The 24,718-nt window shown below is 67.4% G+C and carries 21 protein-coding genes; 12 read left to right on the top strand and 9 right to left on the bottom strand.

All coding sequences use genetic code 11. From position 1 onward, the window contains the following. Window positions 1–96: 96 nt before the first annotated feature. The 9 genes from GGR90_RS06360 (at window position 97) to GGR90_RS06400 (ending at window position 15,236) form a co-directional block, all read left to right on the top strand. Window positions 97–558: a DUF3576 domain-containing protein gene (locus GGR90_RS06360; protein ID WP_167920331.1), complete on the top strand. Its 462-nt coding sequence runs from the start codon at window positions 97–99 to the stop codon at window positions 556–558. 51 nt (window positions 559–609) lie between these two features. Next, a complete protein-coding gene (gene leuS / locus GGR90_RS06365) occupies window positions 610–3,180 on the top strand; it encodes a leucine--tRNA ligase (RefSeq protein WP_167920340.1) in 2,571 nt (856 codons plus the stop codon). A gap of 1 nt (window position 3,181) precedes the next feature. Continuing rightward, window positions 3,182–3,745, top strand: a complete 564-nt coding sequence (lptE, locus tag GGR90_RS06370; RefSeq protein WP_167920342.1) for an LPS assembly lipoprotein LptE — start codon at window positions 3,182–3,184, stop codon at window positions 3,743–3,745. Beyond that, on the top strand, window positions 3,742–4,773 hold the full coding sequence (holA, locus tag GGR90_RS06375; RefSeq protein ID WP_167920351.1) for a DNA polymerase III subunit delta: 1,032 nt from the start codon (window positions 3,742–3,744) through the stop codon (window positions 4,771–4,773). Before lptE ends, holA begins: the two co-directional genes overlap by 4 nt. A 159-nt stretch (window positions 4,774–4,932) precedes the next feature. Continuing rightward, window positions 4,933–6,033: a phenylalanine--tRNA ligase subunit alpha gene (gene pheS, locus GGR90_RS06380; protein ID WP_167920353.1), complete on the top strand. Its 1,101-nt coding sequence runs from the start codon at window positions 4,933–4,935 to the stop codon at window positions 6,031–6,033. Continuing rightward, a complete protein-coding gene (pheT, locus tag GGR90_RS06385) occupies window positions 6,030–8,417 on the top strand; it encodes a phenylalanine--tRNA ligase subunit beta (RefSeq protein WP_167920355.1) in 2,388 nt (795 codons plus the stop codon). Before pheS ends, pheT begins: the two co-directional genes overlap by 4 nt. Window positions 8,418–8,602: 185 nt before the next feature. Then, window positions 8,603–9,562, top strand: a complete 960-nt coding sequence (locus tag GGR90_RS06390) for an alpha/beta hydrolase (protein WP_167920357.1) — start codon at window positions 8,603–8,605, stop codon at window positions 9,560–9,562. A gap of 308 nt (window positions 9,563–9,870) precedes the next feature. After that, on the top strand, window positions 9,871–12,480 hold the full coding sequence (mutS, locus tag GGR90_RS06395) for a DNA mismatch repair protein MutS (RefSeq protein WP_167920852.1): 2,610 nt from the start codon (window positions 9,871–9,873) through the stop codon (window positions 12,478–12,480). Then, complete coding sequence (locus GGR90_RS06400) at window positions 12,477–15,236, top strand: [protein-PII] uridylyltransferase (RefSeq protein ID WP_167920359.1); 2,760 nt, start codon at window positions 12,477–12,479, stop codon at window positions 15,234–15,236. Before mutS ends, GGR90_RS06400 begins: the two co-directional genes overlap by 4 nt. On the opposite strand, the gene GGR90_RS06405 is transcribed toward GGR90_RS06400, so the two are convergent. Next, complete coding sequence (locus tag GGR90_RS06405) at window positions 15,233–15,784, bottom strand: methylated-DNA--[protein]-cysteine S-methyltransferase (protein WP_167920361.1); 552 nt, start codon at window positions 15,782–15,784, stop codon at window positions 15,233–15,235. The genes GGR90_RS06400 and GGR90_RS06405 overlap by 4 nt on opposite strands. A gap of 229 nt (window positions 15,785–16,013) precedes the next feature. Here GGR90_RS06405 and GGR90_RS06410 point away from each other — a divergent pair, with 229 nt between their 5' ends. Further along, window positions 16,014–18,278, top strand: a complete 2,265-nt coding sequence (locus GGR90_RS06410) for an NADP-dependent malic enzyme (RefSeq protein WP_167920363.1) — start codon at window positions 16,014–16,016, stop codon at window positions 18,276–18,278. Window positions 18,279–18,296: 18 nt separating this feature from the next. Here the strand turns inward: GGR90_RS06410 and GGR90_RS06415 are convergent, their stop codons facing one another. Then, complete coding sequence (locus GGR90_RS06415; protein ID WP_167920365.1) at window positions 18,297–18,782, bottom strand: outer membrane protein assembly factor BamE; 486 nt, start codon at window positions 18,780–18,782, stop codon at window positions 18,297–18,299. 159 nt (window positions 18,783–18,941) lie between these two features. Here GGR90_RS06415 and GGR90_RS06420 point away from each other — a divergent pair, with 159 nt between their 5' ends. Both GGR90_RS06420 and GGR90_RS06425 read left to right on the top strand, forming a co-directional pair. Continuing rightward, a complete protein-coding gene (locus tag GGR90_RS06420; protein ID WP_167920367.1) occupies window positions 18,942–19,475 on the top strand; it encodes a ubiquinol-cytochrome C chaperone family protein in 534 nt (177 codons plus the stop codon). Beyond that, entirely contained in the window at window positions 19,472–19,996 is a 525-nt protein-coding gene (locus GGR90_RS06425) for a YceD family protein (RefSeq protein ID WP_167920369.1), read from the top strand. The genes GGR90_RS06420 and GGR90_RS06425 overlap by 4 nt, the downstream gene beginning before the upstream one ends. On the opposite strand, the gene GGR90_RS06430 is transcribed toward GGR90_RS06425, so the two are convergent. The 7 genes from GGR90_RS06430 to rpsE all read right to left on the bottom strand — a co-directional run bounded on the left by GGR90_RS06430 (window position 19,993) and on the right by rpsE (window position 24,717). Continuing rightward, window positions 19,993–20,676, bottom strand: coding sequence for a hypothetical protein (locus tag GGR90_RS06430; protein ID WP_167920371.1), 684 nt, complete (start codon window positions 20,674–20,676; stop codon window positions 19,993–19,995). The two genes, GGR90_RS06425 and GGR90_RS06430, sit on opposite strands and share 4 nt — an antisense overlap. A 52-nt stretch (window positions 20,677–20,728) precedes the next feature. Further along, the gene (locus GGR90_RS06435; protein WP_167920373.1) at window positions 20,729–21,382 is read right to left on the bottom strand and encodes an adenylate kinase; all 654 of its coding nucleotides are present in this window, start codon (window positions 21,380–21,382) and stop codon (window positions 20,729–20,731) included. A 48-nt stretch (window positions 21,383–21,430) separates the two neighbouring features. Then, window positions 21,431–22,804 carry a preprotein translocase subunit SecY gene (gene secY, locus GGR90_RS06440; RefSeq protein ID WP_167920375.1) on the bottom strand — a complete coding sequence of 458 codons (1,374 nt, stop codon included), beginning with the start codon at window positions 22,802–22,804 and terminating at the stop codon, window positions 21,431–21,433. 232 nt (window positions 22,805–23,036) lie between these two features. After that, on the bottom strand, window positions 23,037–23,558 hold the full coding sequence (gene rplO / locus GGR90_RS06445; RefSeq protein WP_167920377.1) for a 50S ribosomal protein L15: 522 nt from the start codon (window positions 23,556–23,558) through the stop codon (window positions 23,037–23,039). A gap of 45 nt (window positions 23,559–23,603) precedes the next feature. Continuing rightward, on the bottom strand, window positions 23,604–23,810 hold the full coding sequence (locus GGR90_RS06450; RefSeq protein ID WP_167920379.1) for a DUF1737 domain-containing protein: 207 nt from the start codon (window positions 23,808–23,810) through the stop codon (window positions 23,604–23,606). Between the two features lie 6 nt (window positions 23,811–23,816). Further along, window positions 23,817–24,002 (bottom strand): 50S ribosomal protein L30, encoded by a 186-nt coding sequence (gene rpmD / locus GGR90_RS06455; protein ID WP_037515666.1) that lies wholly within the window; start codon window positions 24,000–24,002, stop codon window positions 23,817–23,819. Window positions 24,003–24,006: 4 nt separating this feature from the next. Next, window positions 24,007–24,717, bottom strand: a complete 711-nt coding sequence (gene rpsE / locus GGR90_RS06460) for a 30S ribosomal protein S5 (RefSeq protein ID WP_167920381.1) — start codon at window positions 24,715–24,717, stop codon at window positions 24,007–24,009. Between the last annotated feature and the right edge of the window lies 1 nt (window position 24,718).

Genomic DNA, 24,718 nt, shown 5'->3' on the forward strand with positions numbered 1-24,718 from the left:
GTGGCGGCAAGGGCGATAGAGACGCTGGCAATTCCGTTATGCGCGGCCGATTTTTTACCATTCGGACGGGCTCCAAAGAGATAAGGTGTTATCGGCATGTCCCAGCTTTCTGTCCTTGCCACGATCGGTCGCCGCCCGGCCACGCTCGCGCTGCTCGGACTTGCGGCGCTCGGTCTTTCGGCGTGCGCGAACAAGGACCGGCCGCGCGCCGACCTCGCCCCCAGCCAGGTGACGACGATCGGCGTGAACAGCTATCTGTGGCGCGCTTCGCTCGACGCGCTGTCGTTCATGCCGCTGCTCCAAGCCGACAGTGCGGGCGGCGTCGTGATCACCGACTGGTATGCGAATCCGTCGAATCCCGGCGAGCGGATGAAGGTCACGGTGTCGATCCTCGATCAGGATCTGCGCGCCGACGCGCTGCGCGTCGCGGCGTCGCGGCAGGTGTCGCAGGGCGGCACCTGGGTCGACGCGCCGGTGCAGGCGGCCACCGTGCAGAAGCTCGAGGAAGTCATCCTCACCCGCGCCCGCGACCTGCGCCGCAGCGCCATCAGCGACTAATCCGGCGGCGCGCGCCCGCGCGCCCACACAGACTAACGGGGTAACCGACGAATGACCCGCGAAACGCGCTTTGGCGCCCTCGCCGCCGACGCCCGCTGGCAAAAGGCGTGGGAGGCGGCGAACAGCTTTGCCACGACCGATACGGCGGAAAAGCCGAAAGCCTATATCCTCGAGATGTTCCCCTATCCCTCGGGGCGCATCCACATGGGGCACGTCCGCAACTATGCGATGGGCGACGTGCTCGCGCGGTTCAAGCGGATGACCGGGCACGACGTGCTGCATCCGATGGGCTGGGACGCGTTCGGCATGCCCGCCGAAAACGCGGCGATGGAAAAGGGCGTGCATCCCGGCGGCTGGACGCGCGACAATATCGCGTCGATGCGCGGGCAGCTCAAGCGCCTCGGCCTCGCGATCGACTGGAGCCGCGAACTCGCGACGTGCGAGCCCGATTATTATGGACAGGAACAGGCGCTGTTCCTCGACCTGTTCGCCGCGGGGCTCGTCACGCGCAAGCACAGCTATGTCAATTGGGACCCGGTCGACATGACCGTGCTCGCGAACGAGCAGGTGATCGACGGCCGCGGCTGGCGCTCGGGCGCGCTGGTCGAGAAGAAGAAACTGTCGCAGTGGTTCCTCAAGATCACCGACTTCGCCGAGGAGTTGCTCGAGGGGCTGGGCAGCCTCGACAGCTGGCCCGACAAGGTGCGGCTGATGCAGGAAAACTGGATCGGCAAGTCGCAGGGGCTGGAGTTTTCGTTCAAGCTCGCGGGCGGGGCGCCGGGCTTCGACGTCTTCACGACGCGCCCCGACACGCTCTATGGCGCGAGCTTTGCCGCGATTTCGCCCGACCATCCGCTCGCCGAGAAACTCGCCAAGGATTCGCCCGAACTCGCCGCGTTCATCGAGGAGTGCCGCCGACAGGGCACCGCCGCCGAGCAGATCGACACCGCCGAGAAGATGGGCTTCGACACCGGTATCGCCGTCGAGCACCCGCTCGACCCGAACTGGCACCTGCCCGTCTGGGTCGTGAACTATGTGCTGATGGACTATGGCACCGGCGCGATCTTCGGTTGTCCCGCGCACGACCAGCGCGACCTCGACTTCGCGCATAAATATGAACTGCCCGTCTATCGCGTGATCGCGGAGCCTGCCCTCGCGAATGCGGGGGGCGACGAGGTCGCCCAGCATTTCACCGGCACCGAGGCCTACACCGGCCCCGGCCGCCTCGTGAACAGCCATTTCCTCGACGGGATGACGATCGACGGAGCCAAAGCCGCCGTGATCGCGCGCGCCGAGCATGAAGGCTGGGGCAAGGGCACGACCGTGTGGCGCCTGCGCGACTGGGGCGTGTCGCGTCAGCGTTATTGGGGGACGCCGATCCCCTTCATCCATTGCCCGGCGTGCGGTATGGTGCCGGTGCCCAAGAGCCAGCTCCCCGTCATACTGCCCGAGGACGCCGATTTCTCGGTCCCCGGCAATCCGCTCGACCGTCATCCGACGTGGAAGCATGTCGCCTGCCCGAGCTGCGGCGGCGAAGCGGTGCGCGAGACCGATACGCTCGACACTTTCGTCGATTCGTCGTGGTATTTCCTGCGCTTCGCCTCGGCGCCCTCGGACAAGCCCTTCGATCCCGAGGTGATTCGCCGCTGGCTGCCCGTCGACCAATATATCGGCGGCATCGAGCATGCGATCCTCCACCTGCTCTACGCGCGCTTCTGGACGCGCGCGCTGAACAAGATGGGGATGATCGATATCAAGGAGCCCTTCGCCAGCCTGTTCACGCAGGGCATGGTGACGCATGAAACCTATAGCCGCAGCCAGGGCGAAAGCTTGCCGCCGCTCTTCTTCACCCCCGACGAGGTCGAACGCGGCGCCGAAGGCGCGACGCTGACCGCCGATGGTGCGCCGGTCGAGATCGGCCGCGTGATCAAGATGTCGAAGTCGAAGAAGAATGTCGTCGATCCCGATGCCATTCTCGACCAATATGGCGCCGACGCCGCGCGCTGGTTCATGCTCTCCGACAGCCCGCCCGAGCGCGACCTGCCGTGGAGCGAAGCGGGGATCGAGGGCGCGTGGCGCTTCGTCCAGCGCCTGTGGCGCCTGTTCGGCGACACGGCTAACGTCGGCGATGGCGCCGAAGACAAGGCGCTCGCGCGGAAGCTGCATCAGGCGATCGCCGGGGTCGCGGCCGACATCGAATCGCTGGGCTTCAACAAGGCGGTGGCGAAAATCCATGCACTCGCGAACGAGATCGAGAAAGCACCGCCCTCGGCGACCCGCGCCGAAGCGTGCCGCACGCTGATCCTGCTCGTCGCGCCGATGCTGCCGCATCTCGCCGAAGAAGCCTGGGCGGCATTGCCCGAGGGCCAGCGCACGACGCCGATGATCGCCGACGCGGCGTGGCCCGCCGCCGATCCGGCACTGCTCGTCGATGACGAGGTGACAATCGCGATCCAGATGGCGGGTAAGCTGCGCGATACGATGACGATCGCCAAGGGTCTCGACAAGGATTTGGTGGAAGCCGCGGCGCTCGCGCGTCCGCGCATCGTCGAGCTGCTCGCCGGTGCGACGCCGAAGAAGGTGATTGTGGTGCCCGACCGTTTGGTGAATATCGTTCCCTGATATGCGCGCACTCCTGACCTCCGCCCTCGTCGCCGCTTCGCTGATGCTCGGCGGTTGCGGCCTGCGTCCGCTCTACGCGAACGGCAGCAAGGGAGCGGTGGCGCAGGTGCTGGCCGACGTCGATGTCGCACCGATCGAAGGGCATGAAGGCTGGCTCGTCCGCAATGCGCTTCGCGACCGGCTCCAGGCGACGCAGGGCGGCGAGGGTGCGGGCAAGCGCCTCCGCCTCGACGTGCGGCTCGAGGATTCGATCATCGGCTTCGGCGTCCGCGCCGACGATACGGTGACGCGCGAACGCCGCACGCTGCGCGCGCGCTATCAACTCGTCGATTCGGCATCGGGCGCGGTGCTGCTCGACGCGACCGCGGCGCAGGATGCCGGGATCGACGTCGTCGGTAGCGAATATGCGACGATCGCCGCCGAATCGACCGCGCTCGAACGGCTCGCTTCGGGCGTCGCCGACCAGATCGTCGCGCGGCTCGCGGTCTATGCGAACCGCGGCGGCGGCCAGCCGGGGGCGGTACTCGCCCCCCCCGTATCCGTGCCCGCGCCTGCCGGGCAATGAAGAGCGTCAAGCCCGCCGACCTCGAACGCCAGACGCGCCTCGACCCCGCGGTTCGCTTCACCCTTTTGACCGGTCCGGACGAAGCGACGATGGAAGCCGTCGCGAGCCGTCTGATCGGTCTTGCCGGCAAGGATGCCGAACGACTCGACCTGACGGGATCGCAGCTGTCGCAGGATCCTTCACTGCTCGCCGCCGAAGCGGCATCGATGTCGCTTTTTTCGCCGAGCCGGATCATCAAGCTCGAACTTTCGGGCAGCGGCGACGACAGCCTCGCCGCGGTCGAGGCACTGCTCGCCGCCGAAACCGCGATCAACCCGGTCGTCGCGACCGGCGCGTCGGTCACCGCCAAATCGAAGCTCGTCAAGCTGGTCGAGGGGTCGGATCATGCAGTCGCGGCGATCTGTTACCAGCCCGACCGGCGCGCGCTCGTCGGCATCGCGATGGCGGCGGCACAGGAACAGGGGCTCCGCATCGCCAACGGCGAGGCGCAATTGCTCGTCGACCTCGTCTCGGGCGATCAGGCGCTGATGCGCCGCGAGATCGAGAAGATCGCACTCTATCTCGACGCCGGTCCCGACCGCCAGCGGCAGGTCACATCCGCCGACATCGATGCACTGGGCGCCGCGACGCACGAGGAGGATGTCAGCGAGTGCATCAACGTCGCGCTCGGCGGCAAGCTGCGCGATCTGCCCGAGATGCTCGCCAAGGCGGCGGCGGTCGGCGTCGCCGAAATCCGCATCATCCGCGCCTTGGCGATCCGTGCGCTCGCGCTCGCGCGCCTGCGCGCCGAAGTCGACGGCGGCGCGCATCCTGCGACGGTCGTCTCGGCGCGATCGAGCGGCATTTTCTGGAAGGAACGCGACGCGGTGACCGCGCAGCTTCATATCTGGGATTCGGTGCGCATCGCACGGCTGATGAGCCGCCTGCTCGACTGCGAACGCGCGCTCAAGGCATCGGGCACCGCGGGCGGCGCGCTGTTCCGCAAGCTGATGACCGATATCGCGCACCAGGCGGCGCGGGCGCGTTAGGGTCGGGCTCGAAAGGCCGCCTTTCCGCCAACGGGCTTGACCCGCGCGGCGGCTTCGGTGCAAGCGGCGGACGACGGACGCGCGGGCACCCGCCTATCCACCTATTCAGGAAAACATGATACCGGCAGCGGCAACGCCGCCGGAACAGGACGAATGACGATGAGCGATATCGAAGCCATCCAGGCCCAGCTGCTGGGCGACATCGAAGCGGCCGCCGATGCCAATGCGGTCGAGGCGCTGCGCGTCGCCGCGCTCGGCAAGACGGGCAGCATCACCGCGCTGCTTAAGACGCTGGGCGGTATGAGCCCCGAGGAACGGCAGGCGCAGGGCCCCGCGATCCATGGGCTGCGCGAAGCCGTCACCGCCGCGCTCGCCGCGCGCAAGGCGGTGCTCGACACGGCGGCGCTCGACGTCAAACTCGCTGCCGAAGCGATCGACATGACGCTTCCCGCCGACGCAGCCCCGCGCGGCAGCGTCCATCCGGTGAGCCAGGTGATGGACGAGCTCGCCGAAATCTTCGCCGACATGGGCTTTGCGGTCGCGACGGGTCCCGAGATCGAGGACGATTGGCGCAACTTCACCGCGCTCAACATCCCCGAGACGCATCCCGCGCGCGCGATGCACGACACCTTCTATTTCCCGCCGCAGATGAACGATACCGAGGGCCGCGCGATGCTGCTGCGCACGCATACGTCGCCGGTGCAGATCCGCACGATGATGAGCGAGGAACCGCCGATTCGCATCATCGCGCCCGGCCGCGTCTATCGCAGCGACAGCGACGCGACGCACACGCCGATGTTCCATCAGGTCGAAGGTCTCGTCATCGATCGCGGAATCCATATGGGTCACCTCAAATGGACGCTCGAAACCTTCCTCAAGGCCTATTTCGAGCGCGAGGACATCGTCCTGCGCCTCCGCCCCAGCTATTTCCCCTTCACCGAGCCCTCGGCCGAGGTCGATGTCGGCTATAAACAGGAAAAGGGCCGCCGCATCGTCGGCGGCAATGGCGACGACGACGGCCATGCGTGGATGGAGCTGCTCGGCAGCGGCATGGTCAACCGCCGCGTGATCGCGAATTGCGGGCTCGATCCCGACGAATGGCAGGGCTTCGCCTTCGGAGTCGGCGTCGACCGCCTCGCCATGCTCAAATATGGCATGGACGATTTGCGCGCCTTCTTCGATGGCGACCTCCGCTGGCTGTCGCATTACGGGTTTGGCGCACTATCGGTGCCCACGCTGAGCGGGGGAGTTTCGGCATGAAGATCACCCTCGATTGGCTGCGCGAGCATCTCGAAGGCGACTATTCGGTCGCCGAAGTCGTCGCGACATTGAACCGCATCGGCCACGAGGTCGAAGGCGTCGAGAATCCGGCCGAGAAGCTCGCGGGTTTCCGCGTCGCCAAGGTGCTGACCGCCGAGAAACATCCGCAGGCCGACAAGCTGCAGGTGCTGACCGTCGACACGGGTGACGGCGACGCGCCGCTGACCGTCGTGTGCGGCGCGCCCAATGCGCGCGCCGGCCTGATCGGCGTGCTCGGCCTGCCCGGCGCGGTGGTGCCCGCAAACGGCATGGAGTTGAAGGTCGCCGCCGTGCGCGGCGTCGAATCGAACGGCATGATGTGCTCGACGCGCGAACTCGAACTCGGCGACGACCATGACGGGATCATCGAGCTGCCCGAAGACGCACCGGTCGGCACGCCCTTTGCCGACTACAGCGGAGCGAACGATCCGGTGATCGACATTTCGATCACCCCGAACCGGCAGGATTGCATGGGCGTGCGCGGCATCGCGCGCGATCTTGCCGCCGCCGGGCTCGGCGCGCTGAAGCCGCTCGACGTCCCGACGATCACCGGCGAGGGCGCGCCCGCGACCGAAATCCGGACCGACGATCCCGAGGGCTGCCCCGCCTTCTTCGGCCGCACGATCGGTGGCGTCACCAACGGCACCGCGCCCGAATGGATGCGCCGCCGGCTGGAAGCGGTCGGGCAGCGCTCGATCTCGGCGCTCGTCGACATCAGCAATTATGTGATGTTCGACCTCGGCCGCCCGAGCCATATCTATGACCGCGCCAAGCTGACCGGCGCGCTCGTCGCGCGGCGTGCGAACGCCGGCGAGACCGTCACCGCCCTCAACGGCAAGAACTATAGCCTCGCCGACACGATGACTGTGATCGCCGACAACAGCGGCGTCCACGACATCGCGGGCATCATGGGCGGCGAGCATAGCGGGTGCAGCGAGACGACGACCGACGTGCTGATCGAAGTCGCCTATTTCACCCCCGAACGCATCGCGCTGACCGGACAGGCGCTCAGCCTGACCAGCGACGCGCGCAGCCGTTTCGAGCGCGGGGTCGATCCGGCGTTCCTCGACGACGCCACCGCGATCGTCACCGCGCATGTGCTTGCCATCTGCGGCGGCACGCCCTCGGCCGTGACGCGCGCGGGCACCCCGCCCGCCGACGTGAAGACGGTCGATTACGACCCGGCGCTGTCGGCGACGCTCGGCGGCATCGCGATCGCGCCCGAACGGCAGCAGGAGATTCTGGCCGCGCTCGGTTTTTCGGTGATCGAACAGGGCGGCCGCTGGCAGGTCGCGGTGCCGAGCTGGCGCCGCGATGTCGACGGCGCCCCGGATCTGGTCGAGGAAGTCACACGGATCACCGGCTTCGACGCGATCGCGTCGGTGCCGCTGCCGCGCGCCGATGGCGTCGCGAAACCGACCGCGACCGCCGAGCAGCTCACCGAACGCCGGCTCCGCCGCGCGGCCGCCGCCGCGGGTTTCGACGAGGCGGTGACCTGGTCGTTCATCAGCGAGGCCGAGGCCGCACCCTTCGGCGGCGGCGTCTGGAGCCTCGCCAACCCGATCAGCGAAGATTTGAAGGTCATGCGCCCGTCGCTGCTCCCCGGCCTGCTCGCCGCGGCGCAGCGCAACCAGAATCGCGGCGCGGGCAGCATCCGCTTGTTCGAGATCGGCCGGCGCTATCTGGCCGACGCCGAGCATCCGACGCTCGCGCTGCTGATGGCGGGCGACAAAAGCGCGCGCGGCTGGCAGGCGGGCAAGGCCGCGCCCTTCGACGCCTTCGACGCCAAGGCCGCGGCGCTGTCCTTGCTCGAGGCCGCCGGCGCGCCCGCCGACCGGCTGCAGGTGATGGAGGCCGTCACCTCCGGCAATATCTGGCACCCCGGCCAGTCGGCGACGCTGCGGCTTGGCCCCAAGGCGGTGCTCGCCGAATTCGGCGCGCTCCACCCCGCGCTTACGCGGGCTTTCGACGTCGACGGCCCGGTGATGGCGGTGCAGATCTTCCTCGATGCGTTTCCGGCGAAGCGCGCGAGCGGCCCCGCCCGCGCCGCGTTCGCGCCCCCGGCATTGCAACCGGTGCGCCGCGACTTCGCCTTCCTCGCAGCCACGAGCCTGACCGCCGCCGACCTCGTCCGGGCGATCCGCGGCGCCGACAAGGCGGCGATCGTCGATGCGCGGCTGTTCGATCGCTTCGCCGGCCAGGGCGTGCCCGAGGGTCAGGTGAGCCTGGCGGTCGAGGTCGAGCTGCAGCCCGCCGAGAAAAGCTTCACCGATGCCGAACTGAAGGCGATCGCCGACAAGGTGGTGGCGGCGGCCGCGAAGGTCGGAGCGACGCTGCGCGGATAAGTGGATAAAATCCCGTCTGGCGGGAAGGCCGTCTTGGGGTGGTGAGCGGGCCGATCCTCCCCCCTTGGGGGAGGATCCGCAGCTATCGGCCGTCTTTCGACATCCGGAACATGTCCATACAGGCTGGAGCATGAAGCGATTTCGTGCAATTTGATCCGGCAACGGATTCCGGGGAGGAACGCGCCATGGACACCCGCCACCTTGTCGATCGCGAGATCGCGCCGATCATCGACCTGTTCCCGCGGGTCGATCTCGACGCCGCGCCGATCGCGCAGATTCGCGCGAAGGCGGCGGAGACCTATGCGATCCTGCCGCCGCCGGTGATCGTGCCCGAAGAGATTTTCATCCCGTCGATCCACGACGGCCCCGACATCGCCGTCTATCTTTTCCGCCCCGAGGCGATCCGCGCCGATGCCGGCGCGATCCTGCACATCCACGGCGGCGGGATGGTGCTGGGATCGGTGAAGCTGATGCAGGCGGGGCCCGCCGCGCTCGCCGCCGCCGCCGGGGTGCCCGTCGTCTCGGTCGAATATCGGCTCGCGCCCGAACATCCCTTTCCCGCGCCGCAGGAGGATTGCCACTCGGCGCTGAGCTGGCTCGCGGGACAGGCCGAGGTGCTGGGGTTCGACGCCGGCCGGATTGTCGTCGCGGGCGAGAGCGCCGGCGGCGGGCTGGCGGCGGCGCTCGCGATCATGGCGCGCGACCTGGGCGGGCCGGCAATCGCGGGTCAGCTCCTCACCTATCCGATGCTCGACCATCGGACGGGCGGCGATACCTGTCCCTATGCCAATCCCGCGACCGGCGAGTTCATCTGGACGCGCGCGAGCAACCGCTTCGGCTGGCGCGCGCTGCAGGGCGATTACCAGGCCGACGACGAACGGCGCGGCTGGTTTTCGCCGAGCCTGGCGGAGGATCTGACAGGCCTGCCGCCCGCCTATATCGCGACGGGCAGCCTCGATCTCTTCTTCGACGAAAATCTCGACTATGCACGCCGGCTCGTCGCGGCGGGGGTGCCCGTCGACCTCCACAGCTATGCGGGGGCGATCCATGCCTTCAACGCGATTCCCGATGCCGCGCTGTCGCAGCGTTTCAACGGCGGGCTGCTCGTCGCGGCGGCGGCGATGGCGGGGCCGGCGAGCGGTTGACGGCGCCTGCGGGTCGGCTGGCGACCGGAACACGAGATTTTTATCTCGTCACCCTGAACTTGTTTCAGAGTCCATGGCCCGCCGTTTCCTTCAGCGCCGCGTCCTATTCGAGCCCCGGCCATGGATGCTGAAACAAGTTCAGCATGACGAAGATCGAAGGGCAGCTCACCACCCCATAGCCGCCATTGGCATCGCCCAACCTTGCCATGCCGCCCTCAATGACTAAGCAGGGGCGGATGGCCGCCACCGCTCCCCGACCCGCCAACAGCAACGCCGCCGCGCGCGCCCTCCCCGTGGCCGCGACGCCGATGATGGCGCAATATTGGTCGCTGAAGGACAAGGCGGGCGAATGCCTGCTTTTCTATCGCATGGGCGATTTCTTCGAGCTGTTTTTCGACGACGCCAAGGCCGCGGCTTCGACGCTCGATATCGCGCTGACCTCGCGCGGCGAGCATGACGGGCAGCCGGTGGCGATGTGCGGCGTGCCGGTCCATGCCGCCGAATCCTATCTGGCGCGGTTGATCCGCGCCGGGCACCGCGTCGCGATCGCCGAGCAGATCGAGACTCCGGCCGAGGCGAAAGCGCGCGGCGGGTCGAAGGCGCTTGTCGCGCGCGACATCGTGCGTTTCGTCACCGCGGGCACGCTCACCGAGGAAAGCCTGCTCGAAGGACGCAGCGCGAACCGGCTCGCCGCGCTGGCGCAGGTCGGCGACGAGGTCGCGATTGCCGCGGCCGATATTTCGACGGGGCGCTTCGAGGTCGTCGCGGTTCCGGCGGCGGCGGTCGACGCCGAACTCGCGCGGCTCGCACCCTCGGAGCTGCTGCTGAGCGAGAGTGCGGAGGAGCTGCCGATCAGCTCGGCGCGGCAGATCGTGCGCCGGCCTTCGTCGGACTTTTCCAGCACGAGCGCGCAAAAGCGGCTCGAAACCTTCTTCGGCGTCCAGACGCTCGACGGCTTCGGCCAGTTCGGGCGCGGCGAAATCGCCGCGATGGGGGCGCTCGTCGCCTATCTCGACCATGTCGGCACCGGCGGGCCGACCTTCCTCCAGCCGCCGCTGCGCCACCTCGCATCGGGCCGGATGGCGATCGACGCCGCGACGCGCGAGAGTCTCGAACTCGTCCGCACCATGATAGGGGCGGGGGCGGGCGCACGCGAGGGCAGCCTGCTCGGAACGATCGACCGGACGGTGACCGCTGCCGGCGCGCGCCTGCTCGCCGACGATCTCGCCAGCCCGCTGACCGACAAGGGCGCGATCCTCGACCGACTCGACCTTGTCGATGGCCTCGCGCGCGATGCCCTGTGGCGCGGCGAACTGCGCGCGGCGCTGCGCGCCTTGCCCGACGCCGCCCGGGCGCTCGGCCGCCTCGTCGCGGGGCGCGGGGGACCGCGCGATCTGGCGCAGCTCCGCGATGCGCTCGGCGGCGCAAGGCTTCTGCGCGAACATCTCGCGCGGCGCGCCGACCTGCCGCCATTGCTCGCGCACCTGCTGCCGGGGCTCGACGGCCATGGCGCGCTCGTCGACGAGTTGGCGCGCGCGCTCATCGAAACCCCGCCGGTCGACGCCGCGCAGGGTGGCTATGTCGCCGAGGGCTATGATCATGCGCTCGACGCGCTGCGCGAAACCGCGCGCGACGGGCGGAAGGCGATAGCATCGCTCGAAGCGCAATATCGCGACCGCACCGGCATCGCGTCGCTCAAAATCCGCCACAACGGCGTGCTCGGCTATCATGTCGAAGTGCCCGCGAAGCATGCCGACGCGCTGATGGCACCCGAATCGGGCTTCACCCATCGCCAGACGCTCGCGGGGGTCGTGCGTTTCAACTCGTCGGACCTCCACGAGGCCGCGAGCCGCGTCACCCAGGCGGGCGTCCACGCGATCGCCGCCGAAGCCGCGCATCTCGAGGCCCTCACCGACGCCGCGATCGGCCGCCGCGCGGAAATTGCCGCGTCGTGCGACGTGCTCGCGCGAATCGACGTCGCCGCCGCGCTCGCCGACCATGCGATGAGCCACAATTGGTGCCGCCCCGACCTTGCCGACGAGCCGTGCCTCGAGGTCACCGGCGGGCGGCATCCGGTGGTCGAGGCGGCGCTCGCGAAATCGGGCGAGCGCTTCGTCCCCAACGATGTGTCGCTGTCGGAAGCCGACCGGCTCTGGCTCGTCACCGGCCCGAACATGGGCGGTAAATCGACCTTCCTTCGGCAAAACGCGCTGATCGTCGTGCTCGCGCAGGCGGGCGGCTTCGTCCCCGCCGCGACTGCGAAGCTCGGGCTCGTCGACCGCCTCTTCAGCCGCGTCGGCGCGAGCGACAATCTCGCGCGCGGGCGCTCGACCTTCATGGTCGAGATGGTCGAAACCGCCGCGATCCTCGCGCAGGCGACCCCGCAAAGCTTCGTGATTCTCGACGAGGTCGGGCGCGGCACCTCGACCTATGACGGGCTCGCGCTCGCCTGGTCGGTGGTCGAGGCGGTGCACGAGGTCAACAAATGCCGCTGCCTATTCGCCACCCATTATCACGAGCTGACGCGGCTCGCCGAAACGCTCGACGCGCTCTCGCTCCACCACGTCCGCGCGCGCGAGTGGCAGGGCGATCTGGTGTTGCTTCACGAGCTTGCCGAGGGCCCCGCCGACCGCAGCTACGGCCTTGCGGTCGCGCGCCTTGCCGGCGTGCCCGCGGGCGTGGTCAAGCGCGCCGAGGCGGTGCTCGCCAAGCTCGAGGCCGGGCGCGAGAAGACCGGCGGGCTCGCCGCGGGGCTCGACGACCTGCCGCTGTTCGCCGCAACGCTCGCCGCCGCGCCCGAAGCGGCGAAGGACGCGCTGCGCGAAGCTCTCGGCGCCATCGACCCCGACGCGCTCGCCCCGCGCGAGGCGCTCGATGCGCTCTACACGCTCAAACACCTGCTGGCGGACGAGGCATGAGCGGCCTGTTCGACAATCTCGACCAGCGCCGCGCGATCATCGACCGCCGCGCGATGGCGGGCCGGCTCGACGAGATTGCCGCCGAAAGCAGCGATTCGGGCGCCCGTCGCCGCGCGATGGTCGCGCTCCTCAAAGCGGCGCTCGACGCCGGACGCGCCGAGATCGAGCGCCGCTTGCTCGAACGGCCCTCGTCGGGGCGCGTCGCGGCGAATGCGACCGCCTTCCTCATCGATCAGCTCATCCGTCTCAGCCATGATTTCACCACCGGCCATCTCTATCCCTCGGCGAACCGCTCGGCGGGCGAGCGCATCACGCTGATCGCGGTCGGCGGTTATGGCCGCGGCGAGATGGCGCCGCACAGCGACATCGACATCGGCTTCCTCACCCCGTTCAAGCAGACGAGCTGGACCGAGCAGGTGATCGAGGCGCAGCTTTATACGCTGTGGGACCTCGGGCTGAAGGTCGGGCATTCGTCGCGCTCGCTCGACGAGATGGTGCGCGCGGCGAAGGAGGATCTCACCGTCCGCACCGCGCTGCTCGAAGGGCGCTTCGTCTGGGGCGACCGCGACCTTTACGACCAGGCGTCGGCGCGCTTCGATGCCGAGGTCGTCGCGGGCAACGCCCGTTCTTTCGTGGCCGAAAAGCTCGCCGAACGCGACGAGCGGCACAAGCGCATGGGCGATTCGCGCTATGTCGTCGAACCCAATGTGAAGGAAGGGAAGGGCGGACTGCGCGACCTCCACGCGCTCTTCTGGATCGGCAAGTTCATCCACCGCGTGCGCACCGTGCCCGAACTCGTCGACGCCGGGCTGATGTCGGCGCGCGAGCTTCGCCAGTTCGAACGCGCCGAAAATTTCCTGCTCGCGGTGCGCTGCCACCTCCACATCCTCGCGGGGCGCGCCGAGGACCGGCTGACCTTCGATTTCCAGCGCGAGATCGCGAGCCGGATGAAATTCGCCGACCGCCCGGGCAAGAGCGCGGTCGAACGTTTCATGCAGCTCTATTTCCTCCATGCCAAAAGCGTCGGCGACGTCACCGGCACTTTCCTCGCGCACCTCGACGACCAGATGGCGGCGCGCGGGCGGCGCTTCCTGCCGACGATCCGGCGGCGCCCGGGCAAGCTCCACGGCTTCGTGCTCGACCGCGGGCGGCTCGCGCTGCCGGCGGACGATTTCTTTCAAAAGGACCCGGTGCGGCTCATCGAGATTTTTGCGCTGGCCGACAAGCACGGCCTTGAAATCCATCCGCAGGCGATGCGGCAGACGCGCCACGACGCCAAGCTGATCGAGACGCAGGGGGTGCGCCGCGACCCGCGCGCGAATGAGCTGTTCCTCGACGTGCTGACGTCCCCACGCGATCCCGAAACGGTGCTGCGCTGGATGAACGAGGCGGGGGTGTTCGGCCGCTTCGTTCCTGATTTCGGCCGCGTCGTCGCGCAGATGCAGTTCGACATGTATCATCATTATACCGTCGACGAGCATACGATCCGCGCGATCGGGCTGCTCGCCGACATCGAGCAGGACCGGCTGAAGGACGATCACCCGCTGTCGACGGTGATCATGGACCAGATACACTCGCGGCGTGTCATCTATTGCGCGGTGCTGCTCCACGACATCGCCAAGGGGCGCGGCGGCGACCATAGCGTGCTCGGCGCCGAACTGGCGCTGCGCGTCTGTCCGCGGCTGGGGCTCAGCGAGGCCGAGACCGAGACGGTGTCGTGGCTCGTGCGCTATCACCTCCTGATGTCGGCGACCGCGTTCAAGCGCGACCTCGCCGACTTCAAGACGATCCTCGATTTCGCGCAGGTCGTGCAGAGCGCCGAACGCCTCCGTCTGCTCCTCGTGCTCACCGTCGTCGATATTCGCGCGGTTGGGCCGGGCGTGTGGAACGGCTGGAAGCGCCAATTGCTTACCGAACTCTTCGACGCCGCCGAGGAAGTGCTGCGCCTCGGCCACAAGCAGAAAGGGCGCGAGGCGCGGATCGAAAGCAAGAAGGAGGCGGTGGCCGCCCAGTTCGGCTTCGATGCCGGGACCTTTGAAAAGCTCGCGAGGCGGCTTCCCGAAAGCTACTGGATTGCCGAGCCGGTCGAAGTGATCGCGGCGAATATGGTCCATATCCGCCAGGCGGGCGACGCGCCGCTTCATATCGCCGCGGTGCCCGACGACGATCGCGGTGCGACGCTGGTGATGGTGCTCGCCGCCGACCACCCCGGTCTCTTCTATCGCATCGCCGGCGGCATCCACCTTGCCGGCGGCAATATCATCGACGCGCGCATCCACACGACGCGCGACGGGCTCGCGCTCGACAATTTCCTCGTCCAGGACCCGCTCGGCCGGCCGTTCGACGAGGCGGGCCAGATCGGCCGGCTGACCCGCGCGATCGAGGACGCGCTCGCCAACCGCCAGAAACTGCTGCCGAAACTCGAGGCGCGCGCGCTGCCGCGCACCCGCGCCGAGGCCTTCCGCATCGCCCCCAGCGTCTTCGTCGATAACAAGGCCTCGAATCGCTTCACGGTGATCGAGGTCAATGCGCAGGATCGCCCCGCGCTCCTCAACCAGCTCGCCCATGCGCTGTTCCAGTCGAAGGTCACGGTGCACAGCGCGCATGTCGCGACCTATGGCGAGCGCGCGGTCGACACCTTCTATGTCACCGACCTGATCGGCGACAAGATCGACAGCGCCGCACGCGTGAAGAGCCTTGAAAAGCGTCTGCTCGAAGCCGCAGCGAGCCGCAGCGAGGAAGCTGTGGCCGCCTAAAAGTCGAACCTCCGTTGCGCTGGACCGGTCGCCACGCCTTCGAGTTCGAGCATGCGCGCCTTCGATTGCGAGCCGCCCGGCGCGGAGAAGCCGCCGATCGCCCCGCCCGCCGCCAGGACCCGGTGGCAGGGGATGATCAGCGGAACGGGATTCGTCGCCATCGCCTGCCCGACGGCGCGGGCATGTTCGGGCCTGGCGTCGAGAGCGCGAGCGACCGCGCCATAGGTCGTCGTCTCGCCCCAGCCGAGCGTGCGCACATGATCGTAGACTTGCGCGAAGAAGGGCGGCGGCTCGCCGAGTGCGACCGGCGCCTCGAAAAACTCGACCCGCTCGCCTTCGAAATAGCGGATCGCGGCGGCGATCACCGCCGCGATCGTGGCCGGCGGCTCGGCGCGCTTCGCACCGGGAAAGTGGCTCAAAATGGCGCGTTCGGTTTCGGGCGTGGCCGGCGCGGGCAGACGAAAGCGCGTTATGTCGCCGCCCGTCCAGCCGATCGCCGCGATCCCCGCCGCGGTTTCGAAAAGCTGATACTGGCTTTGATCGGCCATGCGCGAATCTCCGTCCTTGTCCGAGATATAGGGCGTCATTTTTTCTGAACCATATCGTCGGCGCGAAGGCCAAGGGCCTGACCGCTTTGGGGTGGTGAGCTGCCGATCCCCATAACCGTCGCCCCCGCTTCCTGGCCACCGGCGCAACATTGCCGGTTACATTTTGGCGAGGCGGCGCTAGGGGAAATATTCGGGCGCGCATCTTGTGGAAATTTCGAGAGGATACAGAATGGACAGCGGCAGCAAGGTGCAATTTTCAGACCGCGAGGCCCTGCTTTACCACGAATATGGCCGGCCCGGAAAAATCGAGATCGTCGCGTCGAAACCGATGGCGACGCAGCGCGACCTCAGCCTCGCCTATTCACCTGGTGTCGCGGTTCCGGTCAACGCGATCGCCGAAGACCCCGCCAAGGCCTATGATTATACGATCAAGGGCAATCTGGTCGCGGTGATCTCGAACGGCACCGCGATCCTCGGGCTCGGCAATCTCGGCGCGCTCGCGTCGAAGCCGGTGATGGAAGGCAAGGCGGTGCTGTTCAAGCGTTTCGCCGATGTCGATTCGATCGATCTCGAGGTCGATACCGAAGATCCGCAGCGTTTCATCGAGGCCGTCGAACTGCTCGCGCCGAGCTTTGGCGGCATCAACCTGGAAGATATCGCCGCGCCCGACTGCTTCATCATCGAAGCGGCGCTGAAGGAACGCATGAACATCCCGGTGTTCCATGACGACCAGCATGGCACCGCGATCATCACCGCCGCCGGGCTGATCAACGCCTGCTACCTGACCGGGCGCGACCTTTCGACGGTGAAGATCGTCGTCAACGGCGCCGGCGCCGCCGCGATCGCATGCACCGCGCTGATCAAGGCGATGGGCGTACGGCACGAAAATGTCATCATGTGCGACCGCAAGGGCACGATCTATCAGGGCCGCACCGAAGGGATGGACCAGTGGAAGTCGGCGCATGCGGTGCCGACCGAAGCGCGCAACCTGACCGAGGCGCTCGTCGGTGCCGACGTGTTCCTCGGCCTGTCGGCGGCGGGCGCGCTCAAGCCCGAGATGGTCAAGGACATGGCGCCGGCGCCGATCATCTTCGCGATGGCGAACCCCGACCCCGAAATCTCGCCGCCCGACGCGCGCGCGGCAAGGCCCGACGCGATCATCGCGACCGGGCGCTCGGATTATCCGAACCAGGTCAACAATGTCCTCTGCTTCCCCTTCATCTTCCGCGGCGCGCTCGACGTCCATGCGACCGCGATCAACGAGGAGATGAAGATCGCGGCGGCCTATGCGATCGCCGACCTCGCGCGCCAGCAGGTGCCCGAAGAGGTCGCCGCCGCCTATGGCGGACGCGCGTCGAGCTTCGGCCCCGAATATATCATCCCTTCCCCCTTCGATCCGCGGCTGATGGAAATCGTCCCCGCTGCGGTCGCCAAGGCGGCGATGGATACCGGCGTGGCGCAGCGGCCGATCGAAAATCTCGACGAATATCGCACCCGGCTGCGCGCGCGGCTCAACCCTACGACCTCGGTTCTGACGCTCGCCTATGAAGCCGCGCGCAACAATCCGAAGCGCGTGGTCTTTGCCGAAGGCGAAGAGGAGGTCGTGCTGCGCGCCGCGATCCAGTTCCGCGACGGCGGATACGGCATTCCGGTGCTCGTCGGCCGCGAGGGGCTGCACGACAAGCTGCGCGCGATGGGCGTCGCCGACGCGGAGAGCTTCGAGGTCCACAACAGCGTCAATTCGCCGCATGTGCCGCAGATGGTCGACATGCTCTATGAGCGGCTGCAGCGGCGCGGATACCTCCGCCGCGACGTCGAGCGCATGGTCAATCGCGACCGCAACATCTTCGGCTCGCTGCTGCTCAAGATGGGGCTCGGCGATGCGATGATCACCGGCACGACGCGCACCTATTCGCAGACGATGCGCGAGATAAGGCGCGTGATCGACCATGCCGAGGGCAAGACGCCGTTCGGCATCCACGTCCTCGTCGACCAGCATCACACCATCTTCATGGCCGACACGACCGTCAACGAACGGCCGACCGCCGAAATGCTCGCCGACATCGCCGAACGCACCGCGCAGGTCGCACGGCGCATGGGGCACGAGCCGCGCGTCGCCTTCCTCTCCTATTCGACCTTCGGCAACCCCGAGGGAAGCTGGCTCGAGAGTATCCGCGAAGCGGTGTCGATCCTCGACCAGCGCAAGCCGGCCTTCGAATATGAGGGTGAAATGGCGCCCGACGTCGCACTCAACGAGAAGGTGATGAAAAACTATCCCTTCTGCCGCCTGTCGGGCCCGGCGAATGTGCTGATCATGCCGGGGCTGCAGTCGGCGAACCTGTCGGCGAAGCTGCTGCGCGAACTCGGCGGCGGCGCGGTGATCGGCCCGATGCTCGTCGGCATGGAGCATCCGGTGCAGGTCGCGACGATGGCTTCGAGCGCGTCAGATCTCGTCACGCTCGCGGTGCTCGCGGCGGGGGGAATCGCGCAGTAATATAGAAATTTCGTCGCTTTACCGCCCGCCGGGCGCGCCCGCACCCGGCGCGCCGACCGCGCCGATATTGCCGAAAATATCCTCGAAGAAGCTGCGTTCGCGGCCGAGCGTCGGCGTCTTGTCGCCTTCGGGGCTGATCTTGCTGACCAGTTCGAGCCCGGTGCGATCGACCGCGGCGACATTGCCCGCTTCATCGAAGCGGATGCGCAGCACCTGTTGATCGATCGGGCGCGGCCGCGCGAAGGCGAGCTGGCGCGTTTCGCGCGAGACATAATAATATTCGTCGGTGCCGAACTGACCGACGAAGGTCGGGCGGCCGAGCGTCTTTTCGACCGACTCGCGGTTATCGACGCCGGGGGTGATCGCCTGGGTCAGCGCCGGATCGGCGACATAGCCCTGCCGCCCCTTGAGCTGCGTGCAACCGCTGGTGGCGAGTGCAAGCGCCATCCCCGCGACGATCAGGCGCACGGGACGAACGGGAAGCTTGGGCTTATGGCTCGGCATTGACATATCTCCGTTGCACCATTTCCATCCGGTGCTGGCAATCGCGCCTCTTAACCGCAAGCGGACGGCGCGCACAAGCGGCTTATGCCGCGGCAAAGCTTGCGCCAAGCTGACTCAGGCCCCTTTTCCGCCGACATGATTCGGCCTAAGCGAATCGCCATGTTTTCATCGCTCCGCAAACTCTTCAAATCCGAACCCGACCCGCGCGAGGCGCGCCGTCCGCTGTGGAACGCCGTCGTCGCCACCGCGCGCGCGCCGCACTGGTATGCCGAGGGCGGCGTTCCCGACACGCTCGACGGCCGCTTCGACATGGTCAGCCTCATACTCGCGCTCGTGCTCCACCGGATCGATGAAGACGCCGGGCGGGGACTCGCCGGCGTCCAGCTCACCGAATTGTTCGTGAACGACATGGATGGGCAAATGCGCCAGATCGGTTTCGGCGACATGGTCGTCGGCAAGCAGGTCGGGCGGATGATGAGCGCGCTCGGCGGCCGGCTGGGTGCCTACCGCGCCGCCGACGGGTCGGGCGAATTGCGCGAGGCGCTGATCCGCAACCTGTGGCGTGGCAAGGAGCCCGCCGAAGCGGGGCTGGCGCATGTGATGGCCGAAGTCGCGGCGCTCCGCGCGGCGCTCGCGGCGACGCCGGTCTCCGAGCTGGTCATCGCCGATCGGCTGGGTGGCGTCCGGGAATGACTGCCGAGTTTCCGCTGATCGTGACGCTCGCCGATGCCGCGCACGGCCGAACGATCACGGTCGAAGCCGACGCCGGTACGCGCGAGGCGATCGCCCGGCGGCTCGGCTTGCTTGCGCTCGACCGCTTTTCCCTTGTGGCCGAAATCCGTGCGATCGCGGGCGGGATCGGCGCCAGGGGCGAAGTGAGCGCCGATGTCGTGCAGGCGTGCGCCGCGACCGACCTGCCCGTCCCCGCGACGATCGCCGAGCCGTTCGACCTGCGCTTCCTGCGCGACGTCGATGCCCCGGTCGGCGAAGAGGATGAGATCGAGATCGGCAGCGACGACCTCGACCTGCTGCCGCTCGAAGGCGACCGGATCGATTTGGGCGAAGCGGCGGTGCAGACGCTCTCGCTCGCGCTCGATCCCTTCCCGCGCCATCCCGACGCCGACCGCGTCCTCGCCGAAAAGGGCGTGCTCAGCGAAGAGGCGACGGGACCGTTCGCCGCGCTGGCGAAGCTGCGCGGCAAGCCCGGCGCCTAACGGCCTTCGTCGGGGGCGGGCTTCGCTTCCTCCTCGACCAGATCGGCGACCGCGGCGTCGAGTCCGGGCTCCTCTTTCGCGTCCGGGGTTTCGGCCGCGGGTTCCTCGGCCGCCTTTTCGTCGCGCGTCGGCGGCAGCGCCCCGCCGAGCGCATTGGCAAGGCCGACCAATTGTTCGCCGATCACCTTGTCGACCGCGGGCGCGATGTCGGCGGTCTTGAAGCGCATATAGCCGCCGACGACATAGTCGAAGCGCAGCGCGCTGCCCGTCGGGGTTTCCTTGATCTGGATCGTCAGCGTGCCGGTGAGCGCCTCGCCCTGCAGCGGGCCGAAGGCGCCCGACAGGCGGAGCATCTCGTTCGGTTTCGCAAAGACGATGCGCGCGTGCTGGACGCTGCCGACGCCCGATCCGGTATCGGGCAGTTTTTCGCAGAAGCAGCCGCCCGCCTGCGAATCGAGCCAGAAGTTCGCGGCATCGCCCGACCAGCTATGCTCCTTCGACCACCAGCTTTGCGGCATGCGGAGCATTTTCCACACATCGGAGGGCGTCGCGGCGACTTGCGCCGTGTGCGCGACCGTAAAGCCGGCATCGCTCTGGTCGATAATCCTGGCGCTTGCCGCCGGTGCGAAAGCGAGCGCGGCGACGAACGCAGCGCCGGTCAAATATTCCGAAATCATCATCAGCCATTCCCCCTGGCGCCTGAATAACCGGCGCCGGGGAAACTGGCTAGCCTCAGCCCGCGAGGATCGTTTCGAGCGCGTCGTTGACCTGATCGATCGGCGCCATGCCGTCGACGTGGGTGACGATACCGCGCGCTTCGTAGATCGGCAGGATCGGCGCGGTCTTGGCGCGATATTCGGCCATGCGCGTACGCACCGTTTCCTCATTATCGTCGGGGCGGCGCTTGAATTCGCCCGAGCCGCAAACGTCGCAGACATTCTCCATCTTGGGGAGCTTGTAACGATCGTGGTAACCCGCACCGCAGTTGGCGCAGCTGAAGCGGCCGGTGATGCGGTCGACGAGCGCGTCCTCCTCGACTCGCAGCTCGATCACATGGTCGAGCTTGCGGCCGCGCGTCGACAGGATCGTGTCGAGCGCGTCGGCCTGCGCGGCGGTGCGCGGATAGCCGTCGAAGATCACCGAAACGTCGCCGCCAAGCTCGTCGAGCCGCTCGCCGATCAGCCCCGAGACGATGGCGTCGGAGACGAGTTCGCCGGCGTCCATCACCGCTTTGGCCTGGAGGCCGATCGGCGTTCCCGCCTTGACCGCGGCGCGCAGCATGTCGCCCGTCGAGAGCTGGACCATGCCATGCTCGTCCTCGAGGCGCGACGCCTGCGTTCCCTTACCCGCCCCCGGCGGGCCCAGCAAAATGATGTTCAGCGTCATGGGGACCCCTGTTTGCCCTACCGTGTCGCAAAGGCCGTAGCGAGGCGATCAACGCCGCGCAACGCCGCCCTTCAATTTGGCCTTCTTGATGAGGTCGCCATATTGATGCGCGAGCATGTGGCTCTGAATCTGGCTGATCGTGTCGATCGTGACGTTGACGATGATCAGGAGGCTGGTGCCGCCAAGCTGGAACGGCAAGCCCGACTGCGCGATGAAATATTCGGGGATCAGACAGATCGCCGCCAGATAGGCCGCACCGAGCACGGTGATGCGCGTCAGCACGAAATCGAGATAGGCGGCGGTGTTCTTGCCCGGGCGGATGCCGGGGATGAAACCATTCTGCTTTTTGAGATTGTCGGCGGTTTCTTCGGGATTGAAGACGACCGCGACGTAGAAGAAGCAGAAGAAGATGATGCCCGCGGCATAGAGCGCCATATAGAGCGGCTGGCCGTGCGCGAGATACTGGTTGAGCGTGATCAGGAAATCGCCGGTCGCGGTGTCGCCCTGAACATTCTGGCCCATCATCTGCGTCACCGTCAGCGGCATCAGCAGCAGCGACGAGGCGAAGATCGGCGGGATGACGCCCGCGGTGTTGACCTTGAGCGGCAGATGGCTGCGGTCGGCCTGCATCACGCCGCGCTGCGTCGCGCGCTTCGGATACTGGACGAGGACGCGGCGCTGCGCGCGTTCCATGAAGCTGATGAAGGCGATGATCACGATCGCGCCGCCAATGACGGCGAAGATCGTGCCGCCGCCCATCGAGCCTTCGCGGACCTGGGTGAACATCTGCGAGAAGCTGCGCGGCAGCTGGGCGAGGATGCCCGCCATGATGATCAGCGAGACGCCGTTGCCGATGCCGCGGCTGGTGATCTGTTCGCCGAGCCACATCAGGAAGAGCGTGCCCCCGACGATCGAGATCACGGCGCCGACGCGGAACATCATGCCGGGGTCGACGACCGCGGCGATGCCCTGCGACGCGCCGAGCGTTTCGAGCCCGACGGCGATGAAATAGCCCTGGATCGCGGTCAGCGCGACGGTGCCGTAGCGCGTATATTGATTGAGCTTCTTGCGCCCGCTTTCGCCCTCTTTCTTGAGCGCGGCGAGGCTGGGCGACAGCGCGGCCGCCAACTGCACGACGATCGAGGCGGTGATATAGGGCATGACGCCGAGCGCGATGATGCTCATGCGCTCCAGGCTGCCGCCCGAGAAGGTGTTGAAAATGTCGAGGACGCCGCCCGAAGCGGCCTGGCTGTAGAGCGACGCCAGCGCGACCGGATCGACGCCGGGAAGCGGCACGAACGACAGGAAGCGAAAGACGATCAGCGCGCCGATCGTGAACCAGATACGGTTCTTGAGTTCGGTCGCCTGACCGAACTTCGAAAAGTTCAGGTTGGAAGCAAGCTGGTCGGCGCGAGAGGCCATGGGTGTTTTCCTCGGATATTCCGGACCGCGCCCCCCGCGACCCGGCGCCTATGTGCGTTCGGCGGTGACGAAGCGCAAGGGGAAAGGCCTATTTTAGCCCCTCTTTGGAGGAGGGCTTGAGTGGGATCCGCCCGCCTCGCGCAAGGCCCCATCACCCTCCCCGCTGCGACTAGCGAGCAAGCTCGCAAGTCTCGCTGCCCCTCCCGCAAGCGGGAGGGGAGCAATTTTCTGTTTAGTCGGCCTTGGCTTTGGCGCGGCGCTGGGCCTTCTTGCCGTCGCCTTCCGGCTTGGCTTCGGGCAGTTCGACCTTGCCGCCGGCCTTTTCGACCGCTTCGATCGCGCCCTTCGACGCGCCGGCAACGGCGAAGTTCAGCTTCGCGGTCAGTTCACCCTTGGCGAGGAGGCGGACGCCGTCCTTGCCGCCGCGGGCGACGCCAGCGGCCTTGAGCGCGGCGTGATCGATCGTTGCCTTCGCGTCGAGCTTCTTCGCGTCGATCAGCTTCTGGACCATGCCCAGATTGACGATCGCGAAGTCCTTGCCGAAGATGTTGTTGAAGCCGCGCTTCGGGATGCGCATGTGGAGCGGCATCTGGCCGCCCTCGAAGCCGTTGATCGCGACGCCGCTGCGGGCCTTCTGACCCTTCTGGCCGCGGCCGGCGGTCTTGCCCTTGCCCGAGCCGATGCCGCGTCCGACGCGCATGCGGCCCTTGCGGGCGCCGTTGTTGTCACGAAGTTCGTTAAGCTTGATAGTCATGGTTGCACTCGCTTTCGCTGTGTTCGCGCTAAGGACCGAAAGGCTTCAGTCCGGTTCGATTTCACTCGACGGCTGAAAGCCGGGATAGGGCCCGGCTTTCTCCATCACGATGGCCTGGGCGACATAGCCGCGGCCATCGACACTGGTGATCGAGGGGCTACCGTGAAGCTGCCATCCCCGGTTGAGCAGCCCTTCGACGCGCGCGCAGAAGGCGGCGTCATCGGGACCGGTCAACAGGCGATAAAGCTTCACTGGCGTTTAGCCCTCGACGACTTCCACCATGTGCGGAAGCTTGCGGATCATGCCGCGCACTTCCGGGGTGTCGACCAGTTCGACCTCGCGGTGCATCTTGCCCAGGCCGAGGCCGGTCAGGATCGCACGCTGGCTCTTGGGACGACGGATCGGCGAGCCGATCTGGCGGATCTTGATCTTCTTGTCGGCCATGGTCTTACTCCGTCACCGCCGCGGCTTCGGCCTCGGCTGCGCGGTCGGACGCACCGCCACGCTTGATCAGGTCCGAAACCTTCTTGCCGCGACGCTGCGCGACCGACTTCGGGCTGGTCTGTTCGCCGAGCGCCTCGAAGGTCGCACGGATCATGTTATAGGGGTTCGAGGTGCCGACCGACTTGGTCACCACGTCGGCAACGCCCAGCGATTCGAACACGGCGCGCATCGGGCCGCCGGCGATGATGCCGGTTCCGGCGGGTGCCGAGCGCAGCGTCACGTTGCCGGCACCGAAATGGCCGCGGCCGTCATGGTGCAGCGTACGGCCATCGCGCAGCGGAACGCGAATCATCGCCTTCTTCGCGGCGGCGGTCGCCTTCGAAATGGCTTCGGGCACTTCGCGCGCCTTGCCATGACCGAAACCGGCGCGGCCCTTGCCGTCGCCGACGACGACGAGCGCGGCGAAACCGAAGCGCTTGCCGCCCTTCACGGTCTTTGAAACGCGGTTGATGTGGACGAGCTTTTCAATGAGCTCTTCGCCGCCGTCATCGTCGCGCGGGCGACGATCGTCGCGGCGGCCACGGCCACCGTCACGGCCGCCACGGCCACCATCGCGACCACCGCCGCCGCCACGGCCGCGGCGCGGAGCCTGGCCTTCGGTGGGGGTGGGGGCCGCTTCGGGAGCGCCTTCGACCTTCTGTACTTCGTCTGCCATA

It is taken from the genome of Sphingopyxis italica (assembly GCF_011926545.1).
GTDB lineage: Bacteria > Pseudomonadota > Alphaproteobacteria > Sphingomonadales > Sphingomonadaceae > Sphingopyxis > Sphingopyxis italica.